Genomic DNA, 25,887 nt, shown 5'->3' on the forward strand with positions numbered 1-25,887 from the left:
CCCGCCAGCCGTTATCGGCTATTGAGGGGAGTGCTAAAGCAACTCTCCGGGCAAACCCTACCAATAACTCAACTAAATGAATATTTAGTGTAGTTAACCTTTCGCAGAATAGCAAAGCAGAGAAGCGGAGGGTAACAGAGTCGAGGCGAATTGCAAATCTGTCCCTGGCCAGTCAAACAGTGGTGACTTCGCACACACCGCTAGTCGGAGGTGGGGATGGATATAATATGAAATAAAGCTCTTCTAGGATCGCTCTCAACCCGGCTATCCAGACCGCTCTTGACGCGTCAGGCATGCCTCATAGGTAGTAAAGAAAGTTACAGCCGGCTGTTTCGATGACCACATCCAATGAATTGACTAGTTTTTTAAATTTTCCACTGATTAAAAACGCTCCAGTACCTCTTAAGCACGGGGTCACAGCGGCTCCCGAAAAAAATAGCTTCTCGCACACACACATTTTCCACCGTTTCGACACGGTAGATATCCCTGTATCGCCCAGCATTCTCAGGATTATATCTCGTCATTCGCGAATTCAATCTTAACCCAAGACTAATAACAGGCATGACGCTGTAGCTATTGGCGCGGATAAATCCTCAACCCTCGGTCAACCCCGCGCGATTCCAATTTGTTGTAATTTTTACTGCTTTTTCCAGCGATAAAAAAAGATAGCGCGCGCTGTCTAGCATGGACGCTGCGTAAATCAAAAGACCCATGCACCCAGGTGGCTATTTCCGATAACCCAGGTAGCCAGTGACCTTTTTCCAACATTTCAATTTAGGGGTTATCACTAGAGGGATGTCGTTGAGGCAGTGTTATATCTCGGGATTTTGCAAATCGCGCGAAGCAACATCCACGTGAATGACCAAATTTTTCGGCTAGAGCACCAGGCACCTCGCAGCCTGGCGATTTGAGGTTCAAATCCACTCGAATTTTTCCATTTTGTTTCCACTCAGAGCACGCCTTCGTGATTTTCCCAGATTCTCCGTCAGATCCATCGAGAGCCGTCTAGCATGTGCCTTACAGGCAACTCGGCATGCTAAGAAATTTTGCACCCGAGATTTAGCAGATCTCGGGGAGGACATGAGCTTTGGCCCTTAAGGCGCTGATTGAATGAGGATTCCAAGCCTAGCTGGACGTTTTCCAATTTGTTGTCAATCGTCACAGATCGCGTGTGGTGAAATGTACCCTGGGTGTGGCTCACGTGGAATATGCGAAGGTGCGCATAATGCATATTATGTTAAATCATGATTATGCTTAGCCTCGCTCTCTGCAAAGACTCATCCGCCTCGCAGTCATCACCCTGGACAACGAGAAACAGACCACTGGCCTCAGCGCCACATGATCGTTTCGCGTGCCACCTGCAGAAAAGCCCGCACCGCACCGTTGACCTCGTCATTGCGGCTGACCAGCAGCAGATCTGCTTGCTGCTCGATGCCGTCGAGCTGTCGATAGGCAACGCCCGGAATCTTCACCTGCAGCAGCGGTTCTGGTACCAGCGCCACACCCAAGCCAGCGGCCACCAGCGCCAGCAGACTCAGGGTGCTGCCGGTACGGTGAACCTTGGGCTCGCGCCCCACTGCCTGGCGCAAGCTGCGCAGCATGTTGTCATCGGCGCCGTGGGCGGCATAGACGATCAATGACGCTTCTCCGAGCATGCAAACCTGCAAGGGCTTGGCATCGACAAGCGGATGGCTGTCGGGCATAGCCACCAGCAGTGGCCAGGTACCGATACACTCGAAACACAGCGACTCATCGATCATCTGGCCGCCATGACTGGGGGCAAACCCGACATCCAGCTGCCCGGCCTGAATCGCTTCGACCTGCTGCTGCGGCGCGAGCTCACTCAGCACTACCTCGGCTTGCGGATACGCCGCATGAAACGCCCGCACGGCGGCCATTAGTCGCCCGCTGAACACGGCATTGCCGGCAAAGCCGATGCGTACTGTGCCCATCTCGCCGCGCATTGCCCGCTGCACGGTTTGCTGGGCGTGCGCGGCCTGCGCCAAGGTGCGCTGCGCCTCCGCATAGAACAGCGTGCCGGCCTCCGTCAGCTCGACCCGGCGGCTGGTGCGCACGAACAGCGGGCCACCTAGCTCTTCCTCCAGTGCACGTATCTGCATGCTCAGCGCCGACTGCACGATGTGCAGGCGCTTGGCCGCACGGCCAAAATGCGCCTCTTCAGCCACAGCCAGGAAGTAACGCAGGTGGCGTAGCTCCATCTTCATCTCCATTCATTTTTTATGATCAATCATTCAGATCAATCTATTTGAGTTTACTTCAGAACGGGAAGAAGCTTGGGCTGATTATCCATCCCAATGAGCGCTCGCCATGCATAGCTACCTGGAAGACCGTCAGCAGATTACCGACCTCATCACTGGCTGGATCCACCGTGACCTTGGCCAATGGGAGCAACTGGCCGGGCTGTTCCATCCAGACGGGGTGATCGAGATCACCTGGTACGAAGGCCCGTTCACGGGGTTTATCGAAGGCTCGCGGCGCATGGGCGCCTCGGACCTGCGCACCAAGCACCTGATCGGTACTCCCGTGGTACAGATCAATGGCAATCGCGCCATTGTCGAGACCAATGCAGTGATCGTTGCCGAGAATGTGCGCCTGGACCTGGGCTGCAGCGTGCACAACCGCTTCTATGACCTCGCAGAAAAGCGCGACGGCGTGTGGAAGCTGCTCAAGCGCCAGAGCATCTATGACATGGGCGGTTTCACCTTCCCCAGCGGACCGGTGGCCATCGACGCGCAGGTGCTGAAGCGCTATCCGCGCGAGTATGCGCCCTTGGCCTACCTGCTGGAGAAAAGCGGCTTCCCGCTGAGCCGCACGTTCGCCACCCGCGGTAGCGAGCTGGAAAGCGCCATTCGCGAGAACGCACAGGCCTGGCTCGCCGCCTGACATCCGATTACAGCGCCACAGACAAGAACAACAAGAGGAGCGAAACCGATGTGCAAACAGGAATACGTTTTTCGCGGGCTTGGCATCTCGCTGTCAGGGCGCGGGCGAGTGCCCGAAACCGAGAGCATGGAGCCGCTTCCACTGATCGTGGCCATCCATGGCGGCACCTATAGTTCCCGATACTTCGACGTCCCGGGCCATTCGCTGCTGGATCGGGCCCAGGCGCAAGGGCTGCCCATCTTTGCCATCGACCGTCCGGGTTACGGTATCAGCGCCCCCTACGCCGCGCACGCCCCGAGCATTCTGGACAACGCGGAAATCCTCGACTCGGCCATTCAGGACCTGTGGCACAACTACCCGCACAACGCCAGCGGTATCGTCCTGATCGGTCATTCCATCGGCGCGGCCATCAGCATCGCCATCGCTGCGCGGCAGCCTTCCTGGCCGCTGCTGGGTATCGCCCTTTCCGGCGTCGGGCTCGACCCGGTATCCGCCTCCAAGGACAAGTGGAACAGCGTGCCTGCGCAGCAGGCCTTGGTCAGCGTACCGCCCGAGGCAATGGATGGTTTCTTCTTCGGGCCGCCGGCCACCTACGACCACGCCGTCATGCCCCAGGCCAGCCATGCCGCATGCTCCCCTGCCCCGCGCAGCGAGCTGGTGGACATCGGCATGCATTGGCCCAAGCAGGTCTACCGCCTGGCAGCGCAGGTGAAGGTGCCCGTGCATTACCGGCAACCGGAGTTCGAGCAGTTGTGGCCCGTCGATGAAGCCACTGTGCAGCGTTTTGCCCAAGCCTTCGTCAATTGCCCGGCCATGGACGCCGCACTGTTCCGGGACGCCGGCCATTGCATCGACTTTCACCGCATGGGCGAAGCGTTCCAGTTCCAGCAACTGGCCTTTGCCCGACGCTGCGTCGCCAGCGTGTAAACTGCGCAATTAATGCGGCCCTGGCAGTGCGAACTGCCAGGGCCTTTTTTATCGGGTTCAGAAGTAGAGCAACGCTTCTACCATCGCGGTCAGCTGCGTGCGGTCACGGCCGCTGCCGAATGGGCGGTCATGTTCGCGCGCATCGAACCAGTCATAGCGCAGCTCTGGGCGTAGCGAGAGGTGCTGGCTGACGTCGTAGCGAAAACCAGTGGTGATCGCATTGAAGTCCCCGCGCGCAGTGGTCGTGGGGAACAGCGTGAAGCCGTCCGGGTCGCTGAAGTGCTCGCCGCGCACCGAGAAGGACAAGTTCGGCCGCACCTGATAGGTAAGCACCGCATTGGCGCCCCACCAATGCGCACCGTCGAAGCCTGGCCCGGTGACGATGTCGATGGTGCTCGGTTTGCCATCGCCCTCCTGACGGCCGTAAACCAGCTCCGCGCCCATCGACCAGCGCTCGTCGAAGCGGTGCCAACCGTTCAGAGAATGTTGCTGCCTGAGTTGGCCGTCCGGAGAAATCAGCCGTGAGGTCGGCGCTTGCACGTCCTTGACGCTGTGGTTCTCCTGATTGCCGACCATGAATTCATAGTCGACCCAGGTCTGCATGTCTGCCGTGCGCCAGCGCAGTGCACCGAACAGCGCCTTGTCGTCATTGTTGTCACGCAGGTTGCTCCAGCCTTGGGCCACGCCCAGTTCCACCCCCAACAGCCCATGCGGACTGTCGACCAGCCGGCTGCTGATCATCACGCCGCTGACGGTCACCAGGTTGCTGACGAAGGCATAGGTGCGGCTGGCGAAAGGGTTGCGGGCCAGGCGGATATTCGGCGGAATCTCGTAGCCGAAGGCCGGGCCGAAGATGCCCGCCATCAGCGTGAAACCAGGCCCATAGGGCAGATAGGCGGTGGCGGCCAGGTTGGGCGTGGAGACAAAATTCTGCCTGTCGCGCCGGGCTTTTTCAGTGTCATCGTCACCAGGCGAGTTCACACCCCAATGCATGTCCCAGCCAAAGGCCCTGGAGAACTGGGCGTTGCGCCCGTACAAGGTCTCGAAGGTGAAGCCGAAGTCCGCCGTGTCCGGTGCGGGGCCAGGCAAGGGCGTGATGCGCGGGATGAAGTTGGCCTTGAGCGGCTTGTCGACGAAAAGATGCAGGCTACCCAACTCGAAGCCTTCATCGGAGAAACCACTGATTGGCAGGTTGCTCAGGCCGTCGCGGCGCTCATCGGATGTTGAGCGGTTGTTGCGCGAGTAGCCGATGTCGAGCAGGAAAGAAGTGCTGATGCCGTACTCTCGTTGCAGGCTGTCGCCAAACAGGCTGCGAAACAAGGAGCCTTCGGCGGGCTCGTCGGCCGGTTCGGCATGGCAGTCGACTATCGCGAAGGCGGCCAGCACCGCACCCAGCGTTTTCACCCGGATGTTGTTCATGGATATGGACTCTTGTTGTTGTTTTGTGTCGTGACTGGAAAAAGTGGTCCCGGCGTCCCTGCCGGTGCAGGCCGTGGCCGGCCTGCGTACTGGCGAAGGTCAGGTGTTGGTGGCCTGGAAGGCACACTGGCGCCAAGCGCCTTCGCTGCGTATCCAGACCTGGGTGGCGTAGGCTTTCATCAGCCGCTTTTCACCGCTCTCGCGCAAGACGATGGCCTGCTCCAGGTGGCCACTGGCGATGGCCGTGTCGCCGTGCACTCGCACATTCATGTCTGCGCGCTCGACCCTGAGAAAGTCGATGTGCTGGGCGACCATTTCCAGGTACTGCGCCTTATCGTCCACCTTGCCGGTGGCGTGGACATGCACCAGGCGATCGTCCATCAACCCCGCCAGGGCTTGCAGGTCGCGAGCTACCAGGGCTCGGCAGCGTTCGCGTTCCAGGCGCAGGATTTCCTCTCGGATCGGCTCAACCTGCATGACCACCCTCCTCCACGCGCTCGGCACGCACCACGTTCTCGATCGCGCCCAGGCCATCGATCTCCACGCGTACCCGATCGCCTTCGCGCAGCCAGTGCGGCGGTGTGAAGCCGACACCCACACCACCCGGCGTACCGGTGTAGATCACATCGCCGGGCTCTAGAGTCATAACCCGAGACAAGTGTTCAATCTGCTGGTAGCAGTCGAAGATCAGCTCGCAGGTGTTGGAATCCTGGCGCTTCTCACCGTTGACGAAACAGCGAATGCCCAACGCGTGCGGGTTGCCCACCTCGTCCGGGGTCATCAGCCAAGGGCCAAAGGGCGCGTGTCCGTCGAACGATTTGCCAAGCACGAATTGCGACGTGCGAAGCTGCCAGTCGCGCACGCTCACGTCATTGCCCACGCAGTAGCCGAAGATCATCTGCGGCGCCTGCTCGCGGGTGACGTGGCGGCAACGCTTGCCTATCACGAAGACCATCTCGGCCTCGTAGTCGAGTTGTTCCGACACCAGCGGTAGGTCAATGGCCGCATAAGGGCCGTTGGCCGACGTATTCATCTTGGCGAACCACAGCTGGTCGGCCGGCGTGGCCATGCCGGATTCGGCAACGTGATCGGCGTAGTTCAGGCCAATGCCGAGAATCTTGCCGGGGCGCGGCACAGGGGCCAGCAGCGTCACCTCGTCGAGGCGAAAGTCCACCGGCTGGATCTGCGCCAGGCGCCGCAACGGTTCCTGCCAGAACTGCCATTCGCCGATCAGCCCGAGCATGTCGCGCGGCGCGGCGCAAAGGTGATCGGCGACGCGGATCACCCCATCGTCCGTCACGATACCGATGCCCTCGAGGCCGCCAGGGGTTTTGAAAGTGCACAGCTTCATGCGTATCTCCTCATCCAAGCAAGGTGCGGGTACCGGTACCGGCGGTCCCCAGGCGGCACAGTTCGGCTTCGCTGGCGCCTCCTAACCACAACTCGACCATGGTGTCAGGGTCGAACTCGAGGCCGATCGGGTCATTGGCGAAGGTTTCGCTGTGGAAGAACGCTGCGGCGTCGGCGGCTTCGCTGAAGTTGTCCACCTGCAGCTCGATGTCGTTGCCTTCCGGGTCGCGGAAATACAGCGAGGTGGTCGGGCCGTGATTGATGCACCAGTAAGGGCGGATGCCCTCCTCCTTCAGGCGCAGGTAAGTACGCAGCAGGTCGTCGATGCGCGTGTAGCTGTAGGCGATGTGGTGCACGCCGGTGACTTCGTCGGACTTCGGCGGCAGGTGCGGCATGTTGAAAAACGCCAGGCGGTGATGCTCGTCGTCATAGGTGATGAAGGTGAGGATTTCGTCCTCGAACACCAGATCGGCCTGGAACAGCTTGCGGTACCAGTCGACCATGGCCTTGCGATCGGCGCAGCGGAACACCAGGTGCGCCATTTTCATCGGCACTACGCGCTCGCCTTCGGCGATGGTTGCGGTGCGGGTGTGGGAAACGCTCATTTCGGTTCTCCTTTTTCTTGTTGTCAGACCAGCACCCGGCGAAAGTCGCCGAGCAGTGTCGTCAGGTAGGCAAGGAAGCGCCCGGCCTCGGCACCGTCCACCGCACGGTGGTCCCAGGACAGCGACAGCGGTAACTGCAGGCGCGGCTGGAAGGCGCTGCCGTCCCAACGCGGTTGCAGGTCGGCGCGGCCGATGCCAAGGATCGCGACCTCGGGTGCATTGATGATCGGGGTGAAGTGCCCGCCACCGATGCCACCCAGCGACGAGATGGAGAAGCAGCCGCCCTGCATCTGCGCAGGCGACAGCTTGCCGGCCCGGGCCAGTTGCGACAGCTCGGCCATTTCCGCAGCCAGCGCAGCGATGCCTTTGCGGTCGGCATCGCGGATCACCGGCACCACCAGGCCGTTAGGCGTGTCGGCAGCGAAGCCGATGTGGAAGTAGTGCTTCTGCACCACCTCATCGCCCTCCAGGCTCACGTTGAACTGCGGGAAGCGTTGCAGCGCCGCCACGCAGGCCTTGATCAGGAAGGCCAGCAGAGTGACCTTGGCCTGCCCGTCGCGCCCTTCCTGGTTGAGCTGCACGCGCAGCGCATCGAGGTCGGTGACGTCGGCGTGGCTGTGGTTGGTAACGTGGGGGATGCTCACCCAGTTGCGGTGCAGGTTGGCCGCCGAGATACGCTTGATGCGCGACAACGCACGGCGCTCGATGTGGCCGAACTGGGCGAAGTCGACTTGCGGCCAAGGCAGCAGGTCGAGCCCGACGCCGGCCTTGCCGCTGCCCGCCGGTTGCTCGCGCTGGGCTTTGACGAAGGCCAGCACATCCTCGCGCAGCAACCGGCCGTTGGGGCCGGTGGGCGGTACCTGATCCAGGTCGACGCCGAGTTCCCGTGCCAGCTTGCGCACGGCCGGGCCGGCCAGGGCCAGTTGCGGCTTGTGTACGTTTTCGGCGGCAGGTGCCGGCACGGCAGCAGGCATAGCGAGCACGCCAGGCGCGGCAGCGGCGGCCACCGGTTCGGGGCTTGCCACCACGGGCGCGGTCTCAACGGGCGCAGCCCCCTCCCCAGCCGGTTCGATATCGGCGATCACGCTGCCGCGCGACACCTTGTCACCTGGCTTTATCAGCACCTGGCGAATGGTGCATTGCAGGGTGCTGGGCACATCCATCACGGCCTTGTCGGACTCGAGCACGATCAGCGGCTGTTCCACGGCGACCACGTCACCGGCCTTGATCAGCACCTCCACCACAGGCAGGTCCTTGAAGTCACCGATATCCGGAACCATCAGTTGTTGCATGGCATTCACTCCTCAACGGTTCCAGGGGGCGGCGCTGGCGCCGTCGATGGCATAACGTGCGCGGGCCTGGGCATGCTTGTCGCGGTCGATGCTGGCCAGCGCCGCCAGGGCGATGTGCTGGCGGTCCATCTCGAAGAAGCGGCGCAGCGCCGGGCGGGTGTCGCTGCGGCCGAAACCGTCGGTGCCCAGCGCGATGTACGGGGCCTGCAGGTAGGGGGCGATCAGTTGCGCATAGCCGCGCACATAGTCGCTGGCCGCAACCACCGGGGCCGCGCCGGGCAGGCAGGTCTGCAAGTGGCTGAGCGCCGTGTCCTGGGCGCCGAACAGCTGTTGGCGCTCGATTTCACGGGCCTCGCGGGCCAATTCCGAGAAACTGGTGACGCTCCAGATCTCGCTGGCCACGCCCCAGTCCTCGGCCAGCAGCTCGGCGGCCGCGATCACTTCGCGCAAAATGGCCCCGGAGCCAAGCAAGCGCACGACGGGCGCGCCCTCACCGCGCGCGCCGAACAGGCGCATGCCCTTGATCACGTCGGCGTGCTGGGCAGCGTCCAGTGGCGCCTGTACGTAGTTCTCGTTGGTCACTGTCAGGTAGTAGAACTCGTCATGCTGCTCTTCGAGCATGCGACGGCTGCCATGGTCGATGATCACTGCCACTTCAGCGGCGAAAGCCGGGTCGTAGGCGCGGCAGTTCGGCACCGTGGCGGCGATCAGTTGGCTACTGCCGTCCTGGTGCTGCAAGCCTTCGCCGGCCAAGGTGGTGCGCCCGGCGGTGGCACCGATCAGGAAGCCGCGGGCCCGCTGGTCGGCAGCGGCCCAGATCAGGTCGCCGATACGCTGGAAGCCGAACATCGAGTAGTAGATATAGAACGGCAGCATGGGCACGCCGTTGACGCTGTAGGACGTCGCCGCCGCCACCCAGGACGAGATCGCCCCGGCTTCGGTAATACCCTCTTCCAACAGCTGCCCGTCCTTGGACTCTTTGTAATAGAGCATCGCCCCGGCATCCTCGGGCTCGTACAGTTGCCCGACCGGCGAGTAGATACCGACCTGCCGGAACAGGTTGGCCATGCCGAAGGTGCGCGCCTCGTCGGCAACGATCGGCACGATGCGCGGGCCCAGCTGCTTGTCCTTGAGCAGATTGGTGAATAGCCGGACGACGGCGGTCGTCGTCGACGCTTCGCGGTCGTCGGGTGCCAGCGCAAACTGCGCATAACTCGCCAGCGCAGGCACCGGCAGTGCTTCGGCAGCGCTGCTGCGGCGTGGCATGTAACCACCCAGCGCCGCCCGTCTGGCATGCAGGTAGCGCATTTCCGCACTGTCTTCAGCGGGCTTGTAGAAGCGCATTTCCTCCAGCGCTTCGTCATCCATCGGCAGCGCGAAGCGGTCGCGGAACGCTTTGAGTGCCTCAACGTCGAGCTTTTTCTGCATGTGCGACGTGTTACGTGACTCACCCGCCAGGCCCATGCCGTAACCTTTCTTGGTCTTGGCCAGGATCACCGTCGGCCGGCCCTTGTGCGCCTTGGCGGCGGCGAAGGCCGCATGCAGCTTGCGAAAATCGTGGCCGCCCCGGCGCAGCCCGTCGATCTCGGCCGGGCTCATGTGCGCGACCAGCGCTTGCAGCTCTGGGTCGAGGTCGAAGAAGTGCGCGCGGTTGTAGGCGCCATCGTTGGCACCCAGGGTCTGGTACTGGCCATCGACGGTGTGGGCGAAACGGCGCAGCAGCACGTGGTTGCGGTCACGGGCGAACAGCGCGTCCCAGTCCGAGCCCCACACCACCTTGATCACGTTCCAGCCCGCGCCGCTGAACAGCGCCTCCAGTTCCTGGATGATCTGCCCGTTGCCACGCACCGGGCCGTCCAGGCGCTGCAGGTTGCAGTTGATCACGAAGGTCAGGTTGTCGAGTTTTTCGCGGGCAGCCAGGGACAGCGCGGCGATGGACTCCGGCTCGTCCATCTCGCCGTCGCCGAACACGCCCCACACGTGGCGCTGCGTGGTATCGGCGAGGTTGCGGTGCTCCAGGTAGCGCAGGAAACGCGCCTGGTAGATCGAGCTGATCGGGCCGATGCCCATGGAGCCGGTCGGAAACTGCCAGAAGTCGGGCATCAACCAAGGGTGCGGATAGGAGCACAGGCCACCGCCGTCGACCTCCTGGCGGTAGCGCTGCAATTGTTCCTCGCTCATGCGCCCTTCGAGGAAGGCCCGGGCATACACCCCAGGTGCCGAATGGGGCTGGAAGTACACCAGGTCGCCCTTGGCCTGCTCGCTGTCGGCGCGAAAGAAATGGTTGAAGCCGACTTCGAAGATCTCGGCCGCCGAGGCATAGCTGGCGATATGCCCGCCCAGCTCGCCGTAGGCCTTGTTGGCCCGTGCCACCATGGCCAGGGCGTTCCAGCGAATGATCGAGGTGATGCGCTCTTCCATTGCCAGGTCACCGGGGAATACCGGCTGGTCTTCCAAGGCGATGCTGTTCTGGTACAGCGAGTAAGGGTGGGCGCTCGGGCGTACGCCGAGGTGGCTGGCGTGTTCGGCCAGGCGTTGCAACAGGAAGTCGACGCGCTCGCCGCCAGCGCTGCGCGCGATGGCCTCCAGGGCGTCGAGCCATTCGTGGGTTTCCTGGCGGTCGCTGTCGTGCTGGGTGCGATCGCTCGGTATATCGGTGATCTTGGCAGTCATGGCATAAGGCTCAATCAGGTTTTCCAGGCGCAAGTTGCCCACGGCTGCCCGGTAACAGGCAGGCCAAGGTGTGCTTGCGCACGATCAGGTTCTTCGGTGGCTTACCAGCCGTCGCGGCAGCCGCTCCACTCCACGCCCGGCGAACGGGCATGCACCTGGTGGTAACGGCCGCTGTAGAACAGCAGTGGCTTGCGCTGCTCGCCGATGTGCAAGTGCTCGACTTCGCCGATGTAGAGCAGGTGGTCGCCGGCCGGATGCACGTCTACCGTGCGCGCCACCAGCTGCACCAGGCTGCCTTCGAGCAAAGGTGTCTGCTCGTGGAAGCAGTACGGCAGCGCCAGGCCCTCCTCCGGCCGCCCACCGAAATGGGCGCTCAGCGGGCGCTGGGTCTCGGCAAGGAAGTTCACGCCATAGCACACCCCTTCCTTCACCCACTGGTTGAAGCGCGAGGCGTTGCGTACCGAGATGAGGATCAGCGGCGGTTCCAGCGATACCGACATGAAGGCATTGGCGGTCATGCCTGCCGGCTCGCCATCGGCAACGAAGGTCACTACGGTGACGCCGGTGGCGAACTGGCCCATTACCGTGCGCAGAAGTTTGGGATCCATGGGGCTGCCCTCCTGTCAGATCAGCGCGGTGACCGTGTTGTCGACGCCCAGCAGGGCCTTGCCGTACAACTCCAGGCCAATCGCGGGCAACGCCACGGCATGCCGCGCGGCCGTGTTGGAATCGCGCCACCAGCGCTGCATCGGGCTGCTCTCGGCGAAGCTTCCGGCGCCATGGGCAGACAGCAGGATGTTGATGGCATCGGTAATGTGCGTGTTGACCAGGCCGACATCGGCACGGATACGTGCACGGGTCACGTTGTCGAGCTTTATGCCTTGGCGGGCGGCCTCATCCAGTTCGTCTGCAGCGCGCATGGCGCGTAGCTGGGCGCTGTCGATCTTCAGCGCCGCTTCGGCGACCTGGGTCTGGAACACCACCGAGTCGGTCTGTTTTTCAAACGAGGTGTAGGCCACGGCGCGACGCGGCGCGTTGTCGATCACGTATTTCAGTGCGGCGCGCCCCAGGCCAAGCTGTGGGCCATTGAGAATCAGCGCGGCAAACGGCACGAACAATGGCCGGTAGCAGGCTTCGTCCTTGAACGGGGTGGCGTATTCCCCCTCGATCGCCGCGCCCATGTTCAGCAAGCGATGTTCGGGAACGAACACCTCTTCGGCGACGATGCAGTTACTACCAGACGCACGCATGCCGGCGGTGAACCAGGTATCTTCGATGCGGAACTGCGCCTTGGGTATCAGTGCCAGGTACTGGCCCACCAGGGCGCCGTTGGTGTCCCGTTCCTCGGCGCCAACCGCGGCCCAATCCGCATGCAGGCTGCCGGACGAGGAATACCACTTGCCAGAAATCACCAGGCCGCCCTCTACCCGACGGGTGCTCGGTGAGGTGTTGAAGACCCCGGCCACACGGGCATCCGGGTTACTGCCGAAGACCTCTTCCTGCGCACGCTCATCGAACAGGCCAGTGAACCAGGCGCAGACATTGCTCAAGGCCACGACCCAGGCCGTGCCACCGCAGGCCTCTGCCAGTGCCGCGGAGACCTCCAGGTGCGAGCGCAACGTGCCTTCATGGCCCCCGAAACGCTTGGGCACCATCAAGCGGAACAGGCCCGCGTCACGGATCGCCTGAATATTCTCCTCGGCGGCGCGGCGGTGCTTCTCGGACTCGACGGCATTTTTGCTCAGCAGGGGCTGCAACGCCTCGGCGCGCTTGACCAGTTCCTGTAAAGAAGGCCCCTGTTCGGCCACAGGTAACACGCTTACGTCGAATTCTTTGATCGCTTCTTTCATGGTTCCAACCTCTATTTTAGTAATGACTAAATTGTCATTTATTTATTGTGGGCGTACGAATCCACACACCGGTCCGGCCAGAGCGAGCGGAACGGCATCACGGGCAAACGGAATCAGGCTGAACCTGGCATTCCGGTTATGCAGAAATGGCGGCGATTGGAGGGGATTTTAGAGGCGACGGCGCTTGTGGCGCGGCGGCGGAGGAAGCGGGCGAGACAGGCGAGGGGTAAGGGCATGAACGATCATTTTTCGTCTCCTGTTGTTTTTATGACGAAACTCCCGGCCTGACGCAGCATCAGATGGAACATACTTGTCATTCCGATATTGGTTAGAATGTAGGACATGCCACTGACTTGTTCAATAGCTTTGATCAAATAAATATATTCATCTGACGATCTGCATAGTTTTTAACAATGACGTTTTGTCACTGAAAGAGATGACCATGCCCAGCCACGACTCACTCGCCTCTTCCGCGCGGGCCACACCCGACCACCGCCCGCGGATGGCGGAAAAGAAACGCCTGTTGATGCGCACTCGATTGCTCGATTCGGCCATGCGCGTATTTGCCGAAGCGGCCGGCGCCACCCCGGTGATCGACGATGTGATCCGCGAGGCCAAGGTGTCGCGGGGCACCTTCTATCGCTACTTCGACTCGTTGGACCAGGTCCTGATTGCGCTTGGCCAGGAGTTGAGCAACCAGATGACCACCGACATCCTGCCCCTCTACGACATACTCGAAGAACCCTGGAAGCGCATTTCGGTCGGCTTCCGGGTTTTTCTGGTCCGCGCCCTGCTGGACCGCAAGTGGGCCGGTTTCGTAACCCGCGTAGATGTATGGCCGCACCATGCACTGGTGGCCGAGTACATGAGCCGCGACCTGGAAAGTGGCCGCGCCGCCGGCCAGTTGGCCTTCGAACGCCTCGACGCGGCCACCGACTTCCTGATGGGCGCATCCGCCCACTCCATCCAGGCCATCCTGCAAGGGGTGGAAAACGTCAATGACTATATGGACGCCTGTGTTCACATGGCCTTGATCAGCCTTGGCGTCGATCCGGCGACCTGCCGACGTGGCGTCGAATTTTCGTTGAGCTATCTGCAGGACTGGGGCTCCGGTGCGCTCGACCTGCCACGACCGGTGTGGGCCTTGAATCTCAATTCGCGTGAGGGTCGCGCATTTCTCGCCTACCGCCGTGAACCCGAGTGACAAGGCAACGGGAACCGGCGATCAACCTGGCGGTGTTTGCGAGATCTCTTTTCGTACAGAGCCCAAGGCACCTACGATTTCTGCTGTTCCGAGAGGCTTGCCTGCGCAAGCCGATGCTGAAAGGTTTCGAGGAAAACCGCCTCCGCCACGGTCATCTTCTGCTCCCGGTTCCACAGCAGGTGCAGGTTGACATCGACGATGCCTTCATCCGGTGGCAAACGCCACAGCAGGCCTTTTTCCACGTCTTCCCGCAGCAAATGCTCTGGGAGGCACCCGACGCCAAACCCTGCGCAAACCAGGCGGTGAATTTCTTCGAAACTCGACGATGACGCAACGATCCGACCAGTAAAACCATTTTCGTCACGGAACATCGCCAAAGGTGACAAGTTGCCGCCCAACTGGTCACTCACGAAGCTCACGAAGTTTTCGCCGCGCAGCGCTTCCAGCGTCACATCGCTGCGCCCAAAAAGACGGTGCCGCACCCCGCAATAGAATGCGTACCGCTGGCGTAACAACTGGCGCTGCTCCAGCTTCGGCTGAGCAATCCGGCACAGGCCGAGCCCGGCAGTGGCGGTTTTCTGCAGCAATGAACTGATGATGTCGGCACTGCGCAGTACCTCGATCTCCAGTTCCACCCGCGGGTGTGCCTCATGAAAATCAGCCAGGAACTCATCGTATAGCGTCGATTGCACGCGGCTGATGGTCAGCAGCCGCACCTTCCCTGCCACCCCATCGTTCTGCTTCTCCACTGCTGTGCTGATGCGCGAAACGTCACCGTAGATATCGGTGGCGATGCGCAGCACCTCTTCCCCTGCGGCCGTCAGGTCAAAACGAGGCCCACCGCGCAGGATCAGTGCACAGCCGAGCTGCTCCTCCAGGCGCCGAAGGGCCTGGCTGACCGCCGACTGGGTGACATGCAGCCTGGCCGCGGCGCGGCTGATGCTGCCTTCCTGGCCGATCGCCAGGTAGGTACGGAGCAGGTTCCAGTCCAGGCGGTCGTTGAGGAAACGACGGCCCTCCCATTTGTTGACCAATGCGTCAGAACGCGAGCTCGGGGGATTCATTTTGGGCCTATTAGTAGCACTGCTAATACGACGGATAAGAATTAGCAAATTGACTAATCATAGCCCCAAGGCGATAAAACCCGAAAGCGCCAAACAGAGCGCGACCGGCTTAGCCAGTTCAGACCCCTGCCTATAACTCCAAGAAGGGCCTTGCATGCACGCCTCCAACCAGCCGCGTCGAGCGGCGGCTGCCGCATTTGTCGGCACCACCATCGAGTTCTACGACTTCTATATCTACGCCACAGCGGCTGCGCTCGTGCTCGGGCAGGTGTTCTTCCCCAGCAGCGATCCGTTGCTCAGCACGCTGGCAGCCTTCGGCACCTTCGCGGTGGGCTTTATCGCCCGTCCCATGGCCGGCATGGTCTTCGGCCATCTGGGCGACCGCCTGGGCCGCAAGAACATGCTGCTGGTCACCATGCTCCTGATGGGCCTGGCCACCACCGGTATCGGCTTGCTACCCAGCTACGCCAGCGCCGGCATCTGGGCGCCGATCGGGCTGATCGCGCTGCGCATCGTCCAGGGCATCTCGGTGGGCGGCGAATGGGGCGGCGCAGTGCTGATGGCCAGCGAACACGCACCGGCCAAACGCAAGGTGTTCTATGCCTCCTTCGCGCAACTGGGCAGCCCGGCCGGCCTGCTGCTTGCACTCATCGCGTTCCGCCTGGTGTCGACGCTTGAGCCTGAGGCGTTCCTCAGCTGGGGCTGGCGCCTGCCCTTCCTGGCCAGCGGCGTGCTGATGATGGTGGGGCTGGCGATCCGCTTCGGCGTGGAGGAAAGCCCGGAGTTCAAGGCTGCCAAGGCCAAGCAGGAAGTAGTCAAGTACCCGGTACTGGAAGTGGTGCGCGACTGCTGGCGGCAGATCCTGTTCGCCGCCCTGGCGGTGACCATCGGCTCAGCCGGTTTCTTCTTCACCAACACCTTCATGATCACCTACGTCACCACCTACCAGGGCATCGCTCGGGCGACGATCCTCGACTGCCTGTTCCTGGTCACCCTCCTGCAGTTCCTGAGCCAACCCCTGGCGGCATTGCTGGCCGAGCGTATCGGTGAAGGCCGCTTCCTCAAGCTCGTGGCCCTGCTCTGCATGGCCGTGCCCTACCCCATGTTCCTGCTGGTCGGCACGCAAAACCTGGTGCTGATGACCCTCGGCATCGCCCTGGCGGTCGTCACCCTGTCGGCGCTCTATGCAGTGATCGCCGGCTACATGACCCAGGCCTTCCCGGCGCACCTGCGTTACTCCGGGATCTCCCTGGCCTATCAGCTGATCTGCGCCATCGCCGGGGGCAGTACGCCAATCATCGGCACCCTCCTCGCCGATCGCTTTGCCGGCCAGTGGCTGCCGTTGGCGCTGTTCTTTACCGCCCTGTCCACGCTTTCCCTGATCGGTGTCTGTGGCCTCGCTCGCCTGCGTGGCGAGCTGCAGCAACCCACCGTCGCCCTCGCCCGTTAAACCAGGAGTTTTCATGAGCAAGCCGCACAACATCAGCGATGCCGAATGGCAGGCTCGCTGCGAATTGGCCGCGCTGTACCGGATGATCGCGCACTTTCGCATGACCGATCTGATCGACACCCATATCACCCTGCGGATTCCCGGACCCGAGCACCACTTCCTGATCAACCGCTATGGCGTGATCTTCGACCGCATGCGCGCCAGTGACCTGGTGCGCATCGACCAGCATGGCAACGTGGTCGACGCGGCCTTTGGCGAGCGCCGGGTGAATGCTGCTGGCTTCGTGATCCACTCGGCGATTCACATGGCGCGTCCTGACATGCACTGCGTGATTCACACCCACACCGCCGCCGGCATCGCCGTGTCTGCCCAGGAGCAAGGGTTACTGCCAATCAGTCAGCATGCGCTGAAGTTCTACGGGAAGCTGGCCTACCACCAGTACGAAGGCATCGCCCTGTCGCTGGACGAGCGCGAACGGCTGATCGCCGATCTGGGCACGCACAAGGCGATGATCCTGCGCAACCACGGCTTGCTCGCCGGTGGCGCCAGCGTCGCCGAGGCCTTCCACGAGATCCACTTCCTCGAGCGCGCCTGCCAGGCCCAGATCCAGGCCCTGGCCGGTGGTAGCCAACTGATCTACCCGAGTGAAGCGGTGTGCCGCCACACCGCCGCTCAATTCGAACGTGACGAGTCGGCGCAGATCATCAGCCTGAGCTGGAACGCTGCCCTTACCTTGATCGAACACCAACGCGAGTCGTACTGCTCATGAAACCGCTGGTTCTATTGTCGACAGACCAGGCTCTGCTGGGGCAGCTGCAAAACGCCTTTGCCCGGAGCGCCCCACAATTGCGGGTGGTGTTGGCCAACGACCCCGCCGCCGTCGATGCGCAGATCGCCGCCTGCTGGTTCCCGCCGGCGGGCAGCCTGAGCGCGCTGCCCAACCTCAAACTGATCCACTCGGTTGCCGCCGGTATCGATCACTTGGCCAACGACCCGAGCCAACCGGCCCTGCCGGTATGCCGTGTGGTTGATCCCGCACACCGCCAGGGCATGGCGGAGTATGTCCGCTGGGCAGTGATTCACTTCCACCGGGACTTCGACAGGGCTTTGGCTCAACAACAACAGCACGTTTGGCGTCGTCATCACCAGCGCCCCGCCACTGAGTATCAGATCGGCGTCATGGGGCTGGGATCTCTCGGGGGCGCCATCTCCGCCGAACTGGCCGAGGCCGGCTACGCAGTACGAGGCTGGGCCAGAAGCGCCAGGCAATTGCAGGGTGTGCGCACGTTTGCAGGCCCTTGCGAGTTCAATGAGTTCCTGCAAGGCCTGGATTTGTTGATCAACCTGCTGCCGCTGACCGCAGCCACCCGCGGCATTCTCTGCCAGGACACCTTCCAGGCCCTGGCCCCGGGGGCCGGGGTGATCAACTGCGGACGCGGTCAACACCTGCAGGTGGATGACCTGATCAGCGCGGTCAACAGTGGCCGCCTGCGAGGCGCTGTGCTCGATGTGTTCGACAAGGAGCCGCTGCCATTGGACAGCCGCCTGTGGAGCACGCCCGGGATCATCGTCACGCCGCACATGGCGTCCTGCGCCTCGCACGACTGCATTGCCCAGCAAGTGGCGGAAAACGCACGACGCCTGGCTTGCGCCGAACCCCTGCTGAACCGGGTAGACCCCGCGCTCGGCTACTGACTGGCTTACAGAGGATCAGCATGATGCATACCTGCAATGGCCCACGGCTGTGGAATAGCCTCATGGAGATGGCCAAGGTTGGCCCCACGGCCAACGGCGGAAACTGCCGCCTGGCGCTCTCGAATGAAGACCGCGAAGGGCGTGAGCTGTTCGTACGCTGGTGTCGGGACGCGGGCATGAGCCTGCAGGTCGATGCTATCGGCAACCTGTTTGCGCGCCTGCCGGGCCGCAACGACGCCCTGCCCCCGGTCGTCATGGGCAGCCACCTGGATACGCAACCCAAGGGAGGCCGTTTCGACGGTATCTACGGCGTGCTCGCGGGCCTTGAGGTGGTGCGCAGCCTTCAAGACAAAGGCCTGACGCCCGAACGGCCGCTGGAAATCGCCGTATGGACCAATGAAGAAGGCGCCCGCTTCACCCCAGCCATGCTCGGCTCGGCGGTGTTCACCGGTGAGCTGCCACTTGAACAGGCACTGGCCAGCCGCGATGCCGAAGGCATCAGTGTCGCTGAAGCGCTGGCGCAGACTGGCTACGCCGGCGAGCTACCGCTGGGCCGTGAGTTCGACGCCTACTTCGAAGCGCACATCGAGCAAGGCCCCATCCTGGAGGATGCCGGCTTGCCCATCGGCCTGGTGACTGGCGGCCAGGCCATCTGCTGGCTGGACATCGAGGTGAGCGGCCAAGCTGCCCATGCCGGCACCACGCCCATGCCCCTGCGCCATGACGCACTGTTCGGGGTCGGCGAAATGATCATGGCGCTTGAGCAACTGGCACGCGACTTCACGCCCAAGGGCCTGGTGACGGTCGGTCAACTGCAGATCGCCCGCTCCTCTCGAAACACCATTCCCGGGCAAGTGGCATTCACCCTCGACCTGCGCCACCACGAGGATGCTGATATCGCCGACATGGAAGCCAGCGCCCGTGCCCTGATCGATCAGATCGCCACGCAGCGCGAGCTGAATGTACAGATCGACCGCCACTGGCTCAGCCCGGCCACGCCCTTCGACCCGGCGTGCATCGCCAGCGTGCGCGCCGCCATCGAAGGCCTTGGCTATCCGTACCAGCCCATCGTCAGTGGCGCCGGCCATGACGCGATCCACCTGGCCCGCCATTGCCCCACCACCATGGTGTTCATCCCCTGCGTTGGCGGCCTGAGTCATAACGAGGCCGAGGACGCCTTGCCCGAAGACGTGACCATGGGCTGCGACGTGTTGCTCAACGCCGTGCTCGCCCGCGCCGACCGAAGCTGATTCACGCATGACACCCAGATGCCCGGGCAGCTCAAAGCCGGGCCCTCAGGGAAGCTTTGCCCAAAAAACAAGAAAGCCCCGCTCCACCTTCAGCTGCCAATAACAAACAGAACCCATCTTTAGGGAGAAAATGGCAATGACCAGTCCTGCGTACACCGAGGTTGCCGACGTGCAACCAGAACGCACCGCCGACATGAGAAAAGTCGCGGTCGCCAGCGTGATCGGCACCACCGTCGAGTGGTATGACCTGTTCCTCTTCGCCACGGCTTCGGCCCTGGTGTTCAACAAGATCTTCTTCCCCGGGTTTGACCCGTTGGTCGGTACATTACTGGCTTTCGGCACCTTCGCCTCGGCCTATGGCGCACGGTTGATCGGCGCCGCGTTATTCGGCCATTTCGGCGACCGCCTGGGACGCAAGTCGATGCTGTTGATCTCGCTGCTGACCATGGGCGCGGCCACCTTCGCCATCGGCCTGTTACCCAGCTATGAGTCGGTGGGCATCTGGGCCCCCATCATGCTGCTGACCTTGCGCATCATTCAGGGCCTCGCCCTGGGCGGCGAATGGGGTGGCGCCGTGCTGATGGCCGTGGAGCATGCGCCCAAGCACCAACGCGGCCTGTATGGCTCTTGGGTGCAGATCGGCGTACCGGCAGGCACGATGCTGGCCAACCTGGTGTTCCTGCTGTTCGCCACCACCTTGACCAGCGAGCAACTGCTGGACTGGGGCTGGCGGGTGCCGTTCCTGCTCAGCGTCCTGTTGATCGCGCTGGGCCTCTACATCCGCCTCAATATCCATGAAACACCGTCGTTCAAAGCCGTGGAGAACAAGGGGGCGCAGGTCAAGGTGCCGCTCCTGGAGGTGTTCCGCAAATACTGGAAGCAGGTGATCCTCGGAGGTGTCGCGGCCATGTCGACGGGCACTTCGTACAACCTGATCGTCGCCTTTGGCCTGACCTATGGCACCCAGACCCTGGGTTTCTCCCGTGGCGAAATGCTCAGCGTGGTGCTGGTTGCCTGCGCCGCCTGTATCGTCATGCTGCCCATTTTCGGCGCACTGTCCGACCGGTTCGGTCGCAAGCCGATCATCATCGGCGGGATCATCGCCGAGGCCCTCGTGGCGTTCCCGATGTTCTGGCTCATGGACACCAAGGAACTGGGACTGGTGTTCGCCGGCTATTTGCTGATGATGACCGCCTTCGCAGCCAACTACGGCCCCATCGCCACGTTCCTCGCCGAACTGTTCGGTACCCGGGTGCGTTATTCCGGGTTGTCGATCAGTTACATGCTCTGCGGCTTGCTGGGCAGCGCCGCGACCCCGTTGGTGACCACTGCACTGCTGTCGCTCACCGGCAAGGGCTCCTCGATCGCCTGGTACATGGTCGGATCGGCAGTTGTCTCGCTGATCGCCCTCCTGCTGCTCACCGAAACCTTCAAACGGGACATCGACCACGCACGGCAGTAAGCCGTGGCTTGCCCCTGAGTCGCCCGCCAGTCGAGCGGGCCCTTCCTGACACCGTTTGCAGAGTTTCAAGATGAACAAATACCTGATCAGCGCAGGCGCCTTCGCCTTGGCGCCGTTTGCCCAGGCTGACGTGCTGGGTGATAGCCACGCCACCCTCGGGCTGCGCAACTTCTACTTCAACAACGATTTCCGCGACCAGGCCGGCAGCCTGGGTCAGAGCAAGACCGAAGAGTGGGCACAGGCCTTTGTCCTCGATTTCAGGTCTGGCTTTACCCAAGGGCCGGTCGGTATGGGCCTGGATGCTCTGGGCATACTGGGCGTGACACTCGACAGCGGCGACGGGCGCCATCGCGGCAGCAACATGATCCCCGACGAGGGAGCAGGTGCCGCCAGCCAATGGAGCCGCCTTGGCGTGACGCCCAAGTTGAAGGTGGCGAACACGGAACTGCGCTACGGCACCCTGCTACCCAAGCTGCCGGTACTGACCTACAACGATGGTCGTCTGTTGCCGCAGACCTTCGAGGGTGCGCAGATTACCTCCACTGACCTCGACGGTCTGACGTTGACTGGCGGTCGCCTCAACCGAGCCACGGGGCGCGGTTCCAGTGACCGTACCGGGCTGGCGGTGGCCGGTGGCAGCCGCGAGAGCGATCAGTTCCTGTTCGCCGGTGGCGACTACCAGTTGGGCAAACAGCTCACGGCGCAGTACTACTTCGCCAACCTGGAGGATTACTACAACCAGCATTTCGTTGGCCTCATCCACACCTTGCCGCTTTCTGCAGGTCAGTCACTGCGCACCGATCTGCGCTATTTCCGCACCGTCGCCGACGGCGCCAATGACTCTGCTGCCGGTCGTGCCAGTGGCTATCGGGTCGGCGGCTACACCGAGGACGGTGACGGCAAGATCGATAACCACACCTGGGGCGCCTCGCTCACCTACGCCGTGCAGGGCCATGCGTTGATGGCCGGCTACCAGCAGGTGTCCAGCGCCAGCAACTTCGTGCAGCCAAACCAAGGCGCGCTCGAAGGCAAAGGCGCATCCGGCGCCAGTATCTACCTGCTCACCGACCGCATGCTCGCCAGCTTCAACCGTGCTGGCGAACGCACCGCGTTCGCCCAGTACAGCTACGACTTCGCCGCCGCCGGCCTACCGGGCCTGAAGCTCTCGTTGATGTACCTCAAGGGTGACGACATCCGCACCCGCAACGGCCATGACGCCAGCGAATGGGAGCGCGACCTTGGCCTTGACTACGTCATCCAGGATGGCGCGTTCAAAGGCCTTGGCCTGGCCTGGCGCCAGGGCCTGCTGCACTCGCAGATCGATCCCAACCAGGAACAGAACCGCCTCATCGTCAGCTACAGCCTGGCGCTTTTCTGATCCATGACCCCATGCCGCCGGTGCGCCGGCGGCATGAACCAGCCAACAGGAGAAAACATGCAACGCATCCACAGCGCCCCAGGCACCATCAGCCCCGTGGGCCCCTACTCGCAAGCGGTGATCAGCGGCCACCTGGTGTTCACAGCCGGGCAGATTCCATCGCTCGGCAGCCTCGACGAGCAACCCGAAAGCTTCGAGGATCAAGTCCGGCAGACATTCGCCAACCTGGCCGCGATCCTGGAAACCGCAGGTTCCAGCTTGTCCCACATCGTCAAGGTCAATGCTTACCTGACTGATCCGGCTCAGTTGCTGCCTTTCAACCAGGTCTACCAGGAAATACTGGGGCATGCGCCACCGGCTCGCACTACTGTCTGTGTACAGCTCTGGGGCGTGAGCCTGGAGATCGACTGCGTCGCCGAACTGATCGACATGGAGCGTGCAAAATGACTAACGATGCATTGATCGCAAAGCTTCGTGAAGTGAGCTTCGCCACACTCGGCCATTTCCTGGAGCGCGGGTTCCTCAATCACGCCATCGGTGCCATGGTCCCAGGGGGTCGAATCGTCGGTCGTGCAGTAACCCTGTGCCTGGCGGAAGCGGATGCGTGCGCGGTAAACCGCGCCCTGATCGCCCTGCAACCCGGCGATGTACTGGTGATCGACATGGCCGGTGATCATGCCCACGCGTGCATTGGTGCGGTGACTCAGTTTGCCGCTCGCTGTGCGGGTGCCGCCGGTATCGTTGTCGATGGTGTGGTAACCGATCTGAACGAGCTTCGTGCTTGCCAGTTGCCGGTATTTGCCCGCGGCACCACTCAACTGACCACCAAGCTGGTGGGTGGCGAGGAAAGCGAGCTGAACGTTGCGGTGACTTGCGGTGGCGTTGTGGTACACCCAGGCGACATTGTGCTGGCAGATGACAACGGCGTGCTGATTTTGCCCGCCGAGGCACTGGCCAAGGTAATCGACCGGGCGTTGGCCTCGGATCTCGCCGAACCTGAACTGCTGGCACGCCTGCGCGATGGGCAGCCGCTTGGTACTGTACTCGTGACACATCGGAGCGTTGAGTAGCGAAGATGTACTTCCACTAGCGCAGCCCGGTGCCCTTCTGGATTGCGCATCGGGTGAATGTGCCGTTGGCTCGGGCTTGCCTGTCGCAGGCAGGCCTTGAGCCTGAAGAGAACATTTGTACTCCCTCCATTTTCTGACCATGACCTTGGAGGTTCCAGCAGGTAACATCCTGGATTTGACGCCCCAGGAACAAGATCCCCCTATGACCTTCGATGATTGCGATCACGCCCCCCCAGTCGCACTCACGGCTCGGGACGTGTGCCAAATCCTGCGAGAAGTCGTGTTCGGACGCCGGACGATGGCTAAGGTAGGCAACCAGAGCTGGGGCGAGGTGTACGCCTGCCACTTTGATGTGGACATCGAAGGGTGGCGAGTCACGCTCTATAACGATTGCGATGAACTCGACTACTGCGAGCACTGTGTGAGTCCGGATGGGAAGCGCTGGGATTTCGATCCAGGTGATCGCACAGATCCGATTGCTCTGTTATCTACCTGGGAGCATCAATCCCTTGAACGGATGCTGAAAGCCCTGTAACGAGCGGTTGAGGGTGCCCTGTCGGGGCCTCGATGAAAGGTGGCGCTCGGTAATGTGTGGTAATACTGCCGTCGCCAGGCCTCCATCCTTCCTGGGATATGATCTGACGTTTATGGAAGGCTTTTCCTCAATAGCCTGTAAGAATATGGACTGGTAAGGACGCTTTATCCATGACGAGCTGGAAAGCTTTCTATGAACGCACGGAAGAGCGTGCCCCCTCGCCGCTTCTCAGTCATGCAATGGGTTACGTCAAAAACCTCCGCCCCCTTCAGGCGGTAGACCTGGGGTGTGGCGTCGGAAATGAGGCATGGCAACTCATCCAGGCAGGCTGGCAGGTGTTGGCGATCGACAAAGAGCCTGAAGCCATCGCCCGGACGGTGAGGAAATGCTCGATGGACGATGCCCGTAAGCTACACGTCAAAATTGCAGACTTTGAATACCTCGCTGAGCTGCCACCTTCCAACTTGATCCATGCTGGGCTTGCCCTGCCTTTTTGCCGTCCTGCCCGATTCGATCATCTCTGGAGTCAAGTGCGCCAAGCCCTGCTGCCTGGGGGCGTTTTCGTGGGGCATTTTTTTGGATCGAGGCACAGTTGGGCAAGACAGGAAAACATGTCATTTCATAGCGTACAGGACGTTCAGAGGCTCGCTTGCGGACTCGAAATGCTCTTGTTGCGTGAAACTGAAACCCCTATGGTCATCGATTCCGAATCGGTGAATTGGCATCGAATCGATGTGATCGTGCGTAAACTTGATCAAGCCATGGATGTCCAGGCTGTATGACCCGAATCGTCCTCCCTGGAGGGTCCTGCGCGCTGCCTGGACTGTGTAAGCTACTCACCTTTTGCCGTGTACCGTTGGAAGACCTGATGAATAAATTGATCCTGCCTGTCGCCATCTTCGTTAGCGTGATCATCGCTGGGAAAATATCCGAGCATTACGGCCTGGAGGGGAACTGGAAAATCGGAGTGCTCTGTCTGGTTGCGGCTGTTGTGCAAATAGCGGTTACCCGCTTTCAGCGCTCGCGACAGAAATCGGTGCTCGACTCGCGCAGTTGATGCGCAGGAGGCTCCGTGCGTAGGGTGGTCAATGCCCAAGCTTGGTTGAGGAACAGATGCCAGACCTTGAATCACAACTGACCCGGATCCGCTCCGGTCAGATGTACAACGACCTGACGCCCGAACTGGTAGCGGCCAGGGAACAGACGGTGCTGCTGACGAATCAGTACAACAGCGCATTCTCCAGGCCCGCTAGCGAGCGTGAGGATATCCTCCGGCAGTTACTGGGTAGCTTGGGTACTTCTGTACATTTTGAACCGACCTTTCGATGTGAGTTTGGCCGGCACATTCACATCGGCAACAACTTCTACGCCAACTTCGACTGCGTCATGCTCGATGGCGGCGGAATCACCCTTGGTGATGACGTGCTACTGGGCCCGCGCGTCGGCATCTACACCTCCAACCATGCAATCGACCCCGCCGAGCGTGCAGCGGGAGGTTGCTATGCCAGACCCGTGAGGATTGGCAATCGCGTCTGGGTGGGCGCAGGCGTGCACATCAACCCGGGCGTGACCATCGGTGAGGGATCGATCATCGGGTCCGGCAGTGTCGTTACTTCGGATATACCACCGCACGTCATCGCAGCCGGTGTGCCTTGCAGGGTAATCCGAGCGATTACCGAAGCCGATAAGTCGGGATACACGCCCTGAGCGTTGTTCGCCAGGAGTGATGTCACCCCGCCAGCTACACTCAGTCGACACA

25 protein-coding genes are annotated in these 25,887 nt (G+C 61.8%); 15 read left to right on the plus strand and 10 right to left on the minus strand.

Annotated elements, in window-relative coordinates; translation table 11 throughout:
• Positions 1–1,328: 1,328 nt before the first annotated feature.
• Positions 1,329–2,219, minus strand: coding sequence for a LysR substrate-binding domain-containing protein (locus PMI38_RS12165; protein ID WP_008094289.1), 891 nt, complete (start codon positions 2,217–2,219; stop codon positions 1,329–1,331).
• A gap of 109 nt (positions 2,220–2,328) precedes the next feature.
• On the opposite strand from PMI38_RS12165, the gene PMI38_RS12170 reads away from it, so the two are divergent.
• Complete coding sequence (locus PMI38_RS12170; RefSeq protein WP_008094291.1) at positions 2,329–2,904, plus strand: nuclear transport factor 2 family protein; 576 nt, start codon at positions 2,329–2,331, stop codon at positions 2,902–2,904.
• Between the two features lie 48 nt (positions 2,905–2,952).
• A complete protein-coding gene (locus tag PMI38_RS12175; RefSeq protein ID WP_008094293.1) occupies positions 2,953–3,831 on the plus strand; it encodes an alpha/beta hydrolase in 879 nt (292 codons plus the stop codon).
• 57 nt (positions 3,832–3,888) lie between these two features.
• Here the strand turns inward: PMI38_RS12175 and PMI38_RS12180 are convergent, their stop codons facing one another.
• From PMI38_RS12180 to PMI38_RS12215, 8 genes are all read right to left on the minus strand, one after another.
• Positions 3,889–5,250: an outer membrane beta-barrel protein gene (locus PMI38_RS12180; RefSeq protein WP_008094295.1), complete on the minus strand. Its 1,362-nt coding sequence runs from the start codon at positions 5,248–5,250 to the stop codon at positions 3,889–3,891.
• A 99-nt stretch (positions 5,251–5,349) separates the two neighbouring features.
• The gene (locus PMI38_RS12185) at positions 5,350–5,727 is read right to left on the minus strand and encodes a nuclear transport factor 2 family protein (protein ID WP_008094297.1); all 378 of its coding nucleotides are present in this window, start codon (positions 5,725–5,727) and stop codon (positions 5,350–5,352) included.
• Positions 5,717–6,601, minus strand: a complete 885-nt coding sequence (locus tag PMI38_RS12190; RefSeq protein WP_008094299.1) for a fumarylacetoacetate hydrolase family protein — start codon at positions 6,599–6,601, stop codon at positions 5,717–5,719. The genes PMI38_RS12185 and PMI38_RS12190 overlap by 11 nt, the downstream gene beginning before the upstream one ends.
• Positions 6,602–6,611: 10 nt before the next feature.
• The gene (locus PMI38_RS12195; RefSeq protein WP_008094300.1) at positions 6,612–7,205 is read right to left on the minus strand and encodes a VOC family protein; all 594 of its coding nucleotides are present in this window, start codon (positions 7,203–7,205) and stop codon (positions 6,612–6,614) included.
• A 23-nt stretch (positions 7,206–7,228) separates the two neighbouring features.
• Positions 7,229–8,497, minus strand: coding sequence for a 2-oxo acid dehydrogenase subunit E2 (locus PMI38_RS12200; RefSeq protein ID WP_008094302.1), 1,269 nt, complete (start codon positions 8,495–8,497; stop codon positions 7,229–7,231).
• Between the two features lie 12 nt (positions 8,498–8,509).
• The gene (gene mdeB / locus PMI38_RS12205) at positions 8,510–11,170 is read right to left on the minus strand and encodes an alpha-ketoglutarate dehydrogenase (RefSeq protein WP_008094303.1); all 2,661 of its coding nucleotides are present in this window, start codon (positions 11,168–11,170) and stop codon (positions 8,510–8,512) included.
• Positions 11,171–11,271: 101 nt separating this feature from the next.
• Entirely contained in the window at positions 11,272–11,778 is a 507-nt protein-coding gene (locus tag PMI38_RS12210; RefSeq protein WP_008094304.1) for a flavin reductase family protein, read from the minus strand.
• Positions 11,779–11,793: 15 nt separating this feature from the next.
• Complete coding sequence (locus PMI38_RS12215) at positions 11,794–13,020, minus strand: acyl-CoA dehydrogenase family protein (RefSeq protein WP_008094305.1); 1,227 nt, start codon at positions 13,018–13,020, stop codon at positions 11,794–11,796.
• Positions 13,021–13,462: 442 nt separating this feature from the next.
• Here PMI38_RS12215 and PMI38_RS12220 point away from each other — a divergent pair, with 442 nt between their 5' ends.
• Positions 13,463–14,224 carry a TetR/AcrR family transcriptional regulator gene (locus PMI38_RS12220; protein WP_008094306.1) on the plus strand — a complete coding sequence of 254 codons (762 nt, stop codon included), beginning with the start codon at positions 13,463–13,465 and terminating at the stop codon, positions 14,222–14,224.
• Positions 14,225–14,295: 71 nt separating this feature from the next.
• On the opposite strand, the gene PMI38_RS12225 is transcribed toward PMI38_RS12220, so the two are convergent.
• Complete coding sequence (locus PMI38_RS12225; RefSeq protein ID WP_008094307.1) at positions 14,296–15,288, minus strand: LysR family transcriptional regulator; 993 nt, start codon at positions 15,286–15,288, stop codon at positions 14,296–14,298.
• A gap of 154 nt (positions 15,289–15,442) precedes the next feature.
• On the opposite strand from PMI38_RS12225, the gene PMI38_RS12230 reads away from it, so the two are divergent.
• The 12 genes from PMI38_RS12230 to PMI38_RS12285 all read left to right on the plus strand — a co-directional run bounded on the left by PMI38_RS12230 (position 15,443) and on the right by PMI38_RS12285 (position 25,835).
• Positions 15,443–16,738 (plus strand): MFS transporter, encoded by a 1,296-nt coding sequence (locus PMI38_RS12230; RefSeq protein WP_008094308.1) that lies wholly within the window; start codon positions 15,443–15,445, stop codon positions 16,736–16,738.
• Between the two features lie 13 nt (positions 16,739–16,751).
• Positions 16,752–17,507: a class II aldolase/adducin family protein gene (locus PMI38_RS12235; protein WP_008094309.1), complete on the plus strand. Its 756-nt coding sequence runs from the start codon at positions 16,752–16,754 to the stop codon at positions 17,505–17,507.
• Positions 17,504–18,433, plus strand: coding sequence for a 2-hydroxyacid dehydrogenase (locus PMI38_RS12240; protein ID WP_008094310.1), 930 nt, complete (start codon positions 17,504–17,506; stop codon positions 18,431–18,433). The genes PMI38_RS12235 and PMI38_RS12240 overlap by 4 nt, the downstream gene beginning before the upstream one ends.
• 23 nt (positions 18,434–18,456) lie before the next feature.
• Complete coding sequence (locus PMI38_RS12245; protein ID WP_081502532.1) at positions 18,457–19,683, plus strand: Zn-dependent hydrolase; 1,227 nt, start codon at positions 18,457–18,459, stop codon at positions 19,681–19,683.
• Between the two features lie 136 nt (positions 19,684–19,819).
• On the plus strand, positions 19,820–21,145 hold the full coding sequence (locus PMI38_RS12250) for an MFS transporter (RefSeq protein WP_008094313.1): 1,326 nt from the start codon (positions 19,820–19,822) through the stop codon (positions 21,143–21,145).
• Positions 21,146–21,215: 70 nt separating this feature from the next.
• Complete coding sequence (locus PMI38_RS12255; protein WP_008094314.1) at positions 21,216–22,523, plus strand: OprD family porin; 1,308 nt, start codon at positions 21,216–21,218, stop codon at positions 22,521–22,523.
• 57 nt (positions 22,524–22,580) lie between these two features.
• Positions 22,581–22,970: a RidA family protein gene (locus PMI38_RS12260; protein WP_008094315.1), complete on the plus strand. Its 390-nt coding sequence runs from the start codon at positions 22,581–22,583 to the stop codon at positions 22,968–22,970.
• Positions 22,967–23,593: an RraA family protein gene (locus PMI38_RS12265; RefSeq protein WP_008094316.1), complete on the plus strand. Its 627-nt coding sequence runs from the start codon at positions 22,967–22,969 to the stop codon at positions 23,591–23,593. Before PMI38_RS12260 ends, PMI38_RS12265 begins: the two co-directional genes overlap by 4 nt.
• Positions 23,594–23,795: 202 nt before the next feature.
• On the plus strand, positions 23,796–24,128 hold the full coding sequence (locus PMI38_RS12270; protein ID WP_043273508.1) for a DUF7693 family protein: 333 nt from the start codon (positions 23,796–23,798) through the stop codon (positions 24,126–24,128).
• Between the two features lie 170 nt (positions 24,129–24,298).
• On the plus strand, positions 24,299–24,910 hold the full coding sequence (locus PMI38_RS12275; RefSeq protein ID WP_008094318.1) for a class I SAM-dependent methyltransferase: 612 nt from the start codon (positions 24,299–24,301) through the stop codon (positions 24,908–24,910).
• An 86-nt stretch (positions 24,911–24,996) separates the two neighbouring features.
• A complete protein-coding gene (locus PMI38_RS12280) occupies positions 24,997–25,185 on the plus strand; it encodes a hypothetical protein (protein WP_043273500.1) in 189 nt (62 codons plus the stop codon).
• 56 nt (positions 25,186–25,241) lie between these two features.
• Positions 25,242–25,835 (plus strand): sugar O-acetyltransferase, encoded by a 594-nt coding sequence (locus PMI38_RS12285; protein WP_008094320.1) that lies wholly within the window; start codon positions 25,242–25,244, stop codon positions 25,833–25,835.
• Positions 25,836–25,887: the final 52 nt, after the last annotated feature.

This window comes from Pseudomonas sp. GM84 (assembly GCF_000282535.1).
In the GTDB taxonomy this organism is placed as follows: Bacteria; Pseudomonadota; Gammaproteobacteria; order Pseudomonadales; family Pseudomonadaceae; genus Aquipseudomonas.

What these genes read in the sequence shown, in the direction of transcription:
- PMI38_RS12245 (WP_081502532.1), top strand. Translation starts at nt 18,457, where the DNA reads ATGCATACCTGCAATGGCCCACGGCTGTGGAATAGCCTCATGGAGATG.
- PMI38_RS12275 (WP_008094318.1), top strand. Translation starts at nt 24,299, where the DNA reads ATGACGAGCTGGAAAGCTTTCTATGAACGCACGGAAGAGCGTGCCCCC.
- PMI38_RS12190 (WP_008094299.1), bottom strand. Translation starts at nt 6,601, where the DNA reads ATGAAGCTGTGCACTTTCAAAACCCCTGGCGGCCTCGAGGGCATCGGT.
- PMI38_RS12185 (WP_008094297.1), bottom strand. Translation starts at nt 5,727, where the DNA reads ATGCAGGTTGAGCCGATCCGAGAGGAAATCCTGCGCCTGGAACGCGAA.
- PMI38_RS12285 (WP_008094320.1), top strand. Translation starts at nt 25,242, where the DNA reads ATGCCAGACCTTGAATCACAACTGACCCGGATCCGCTCCGGTCAGATG.
- PMI38_RS12250 (WP_008094313.1), top strand. Translation starts at nt 19,820, where the DNA reads ATGACCAGTCCTGCGTACACCGAGGTTGCCGACGTGCAACCAGAACGC.
- PMI38_RS12170 (WP_008094291.1), top strand. Translation starts at nt 2,329, where the DNA reads ATGCATAGCTACCTGGAAGACCGTCAGCAGATTACCGACCTCATCACT.
- PMI38_RS12270 (WP_043273508.1), top strand. Translation starts at nt 23,796, where the DNA reads ATGACCTTCGATGATTGCGATCACGCCCCCCCAGTCGCACTCACGGCT.
- PMI38_RS12265 (WP_008094316.1), top strand. Translation starts at nt 22,967, where the DNA reads ATGACTAACGATGCATTGATCGCAAAGCTTCGTGAAGTGAGCTTCGCC.
- PMI38_RS12180 (WP_008094295.1), bottom strand. Translation starts at nt 5,250, where the DNA reads ATGAACAACATCCGGGTGAAAACGCTGGGTGCGGTGCTGGCCGCCTTC.
- PMI38_RS12195 (WP_008094300.1), bottom strand. Translation starts at nt 7,205, where the DNA reads ATGAGCGTTTCCCACACCCGCACCGCAACCATCGCCGAAGGCGAGCGC.
- PMI38_RS12210 (WP_008094304.1), bottom strand. Translation starts at nt 11,778, where the DNA reads ATGGATCCCAAACTTCTGCGCACGGTAATGGGCCAGTTCGCCACCGGC.
- PMI38_RS12230 (WP_008094308.1), top strand. Translation starts at nt 15,443, where the DNA reads ATGCACGCCTCCAACCAGCCGCGTCGAGCGGCGGCTGCCGCATTTGTC.
- PMI38_RS12215 (WP_008094305.1), bottom strand. Translation starts at nt 13,020, where the DNA reads ATGAAAGAAGCGATCAAAGAATTCGACGTAAGCGTGTTACCTGTGGCC.
- mdeB (WP_008094303.1), bottom strand. Translation starts at nt 11,170, where the DNA reads ATGACTGCCAAGATCACCGATATACCGAGCGATCGCACCCAGCACGAC.
- PMI38_RS12200 (WP_008094302.1), bottom strand. Translation starts at nt 8,497, where the DNA reads ATGCAACAACTGATGGTTCCGGATATCGGTGACTTCAAGGACCTGCCT.
- PMI38_RS12225 (WP_008094307.1), bottom strand. Translation starts at nt 15,288, where the DNA reads ATGAATCCCCCGAGCTCGCGTTCTGACGCATTGGTCAACAAATGGGAG.
- PMI38_RS12165 (WP_008094289.1), bottom strand. Translation starts at nt 2,219, where the DNA reads ATGGAGCTACGCCACCTGCGTTACTTCCTGGCTGTGGCTGAAGAGGCG.
- PMI38_RS12175 (WP_008094293.1), top strand. Translation starts at nt 2,953, where the DNA reads ATGTGCAAACAGGAATACGTTTTTCGCGGGCTTGGCATCTCGCTGTCA.
- PMI38_RS12280 (WP_043273500.1), top strand. Translation starts at nt 24,997, where the DNA reads ATGAATAAATTGATCCTGCCTGTCGCCATCTTCGTTAGCGTGATCATC.
- PMI38_RS12220 (WP_008094306.1), top strand. Translation starts at nt 13,463, where the DNA reads ATGCCCAGCCACGACTCACTCGCCTCTTCCGCGCGGGCCACACCCGAC.
- PMI38_RS12255 (WP_008094314.1), top strand. Translation starts at nt 21,216, where the DNA reads ATGAACAAATACCTGATCAGCGCAGGCGCCTTCGCCTTGGCGCCGTTT.
- PMI38_RS12240 (WP_008094310.1), top strand. Translation starts at nt 17,504, where the DNA reads ATGAAACCGCTGGTTCTATTGTCGACAGACCAGGCTCTGCTGGGGCAG.
- PMI38_RS12235 (WP_008094309.1), top strand. Translation starts at nt 16,752, where the DNA reads ATGAGCAAGCCGCACAACATCAGCGATGCCGAATGGCAGGCTCGCTGC.
- PMI38_RS12260 (WP_008094315.1), top strand. Translation starts at nt 22,581, where the DNA reads ATGCAACGCATCCACAGCGCCCCAGGCACCATCAGCCCCGTGGGCCCC.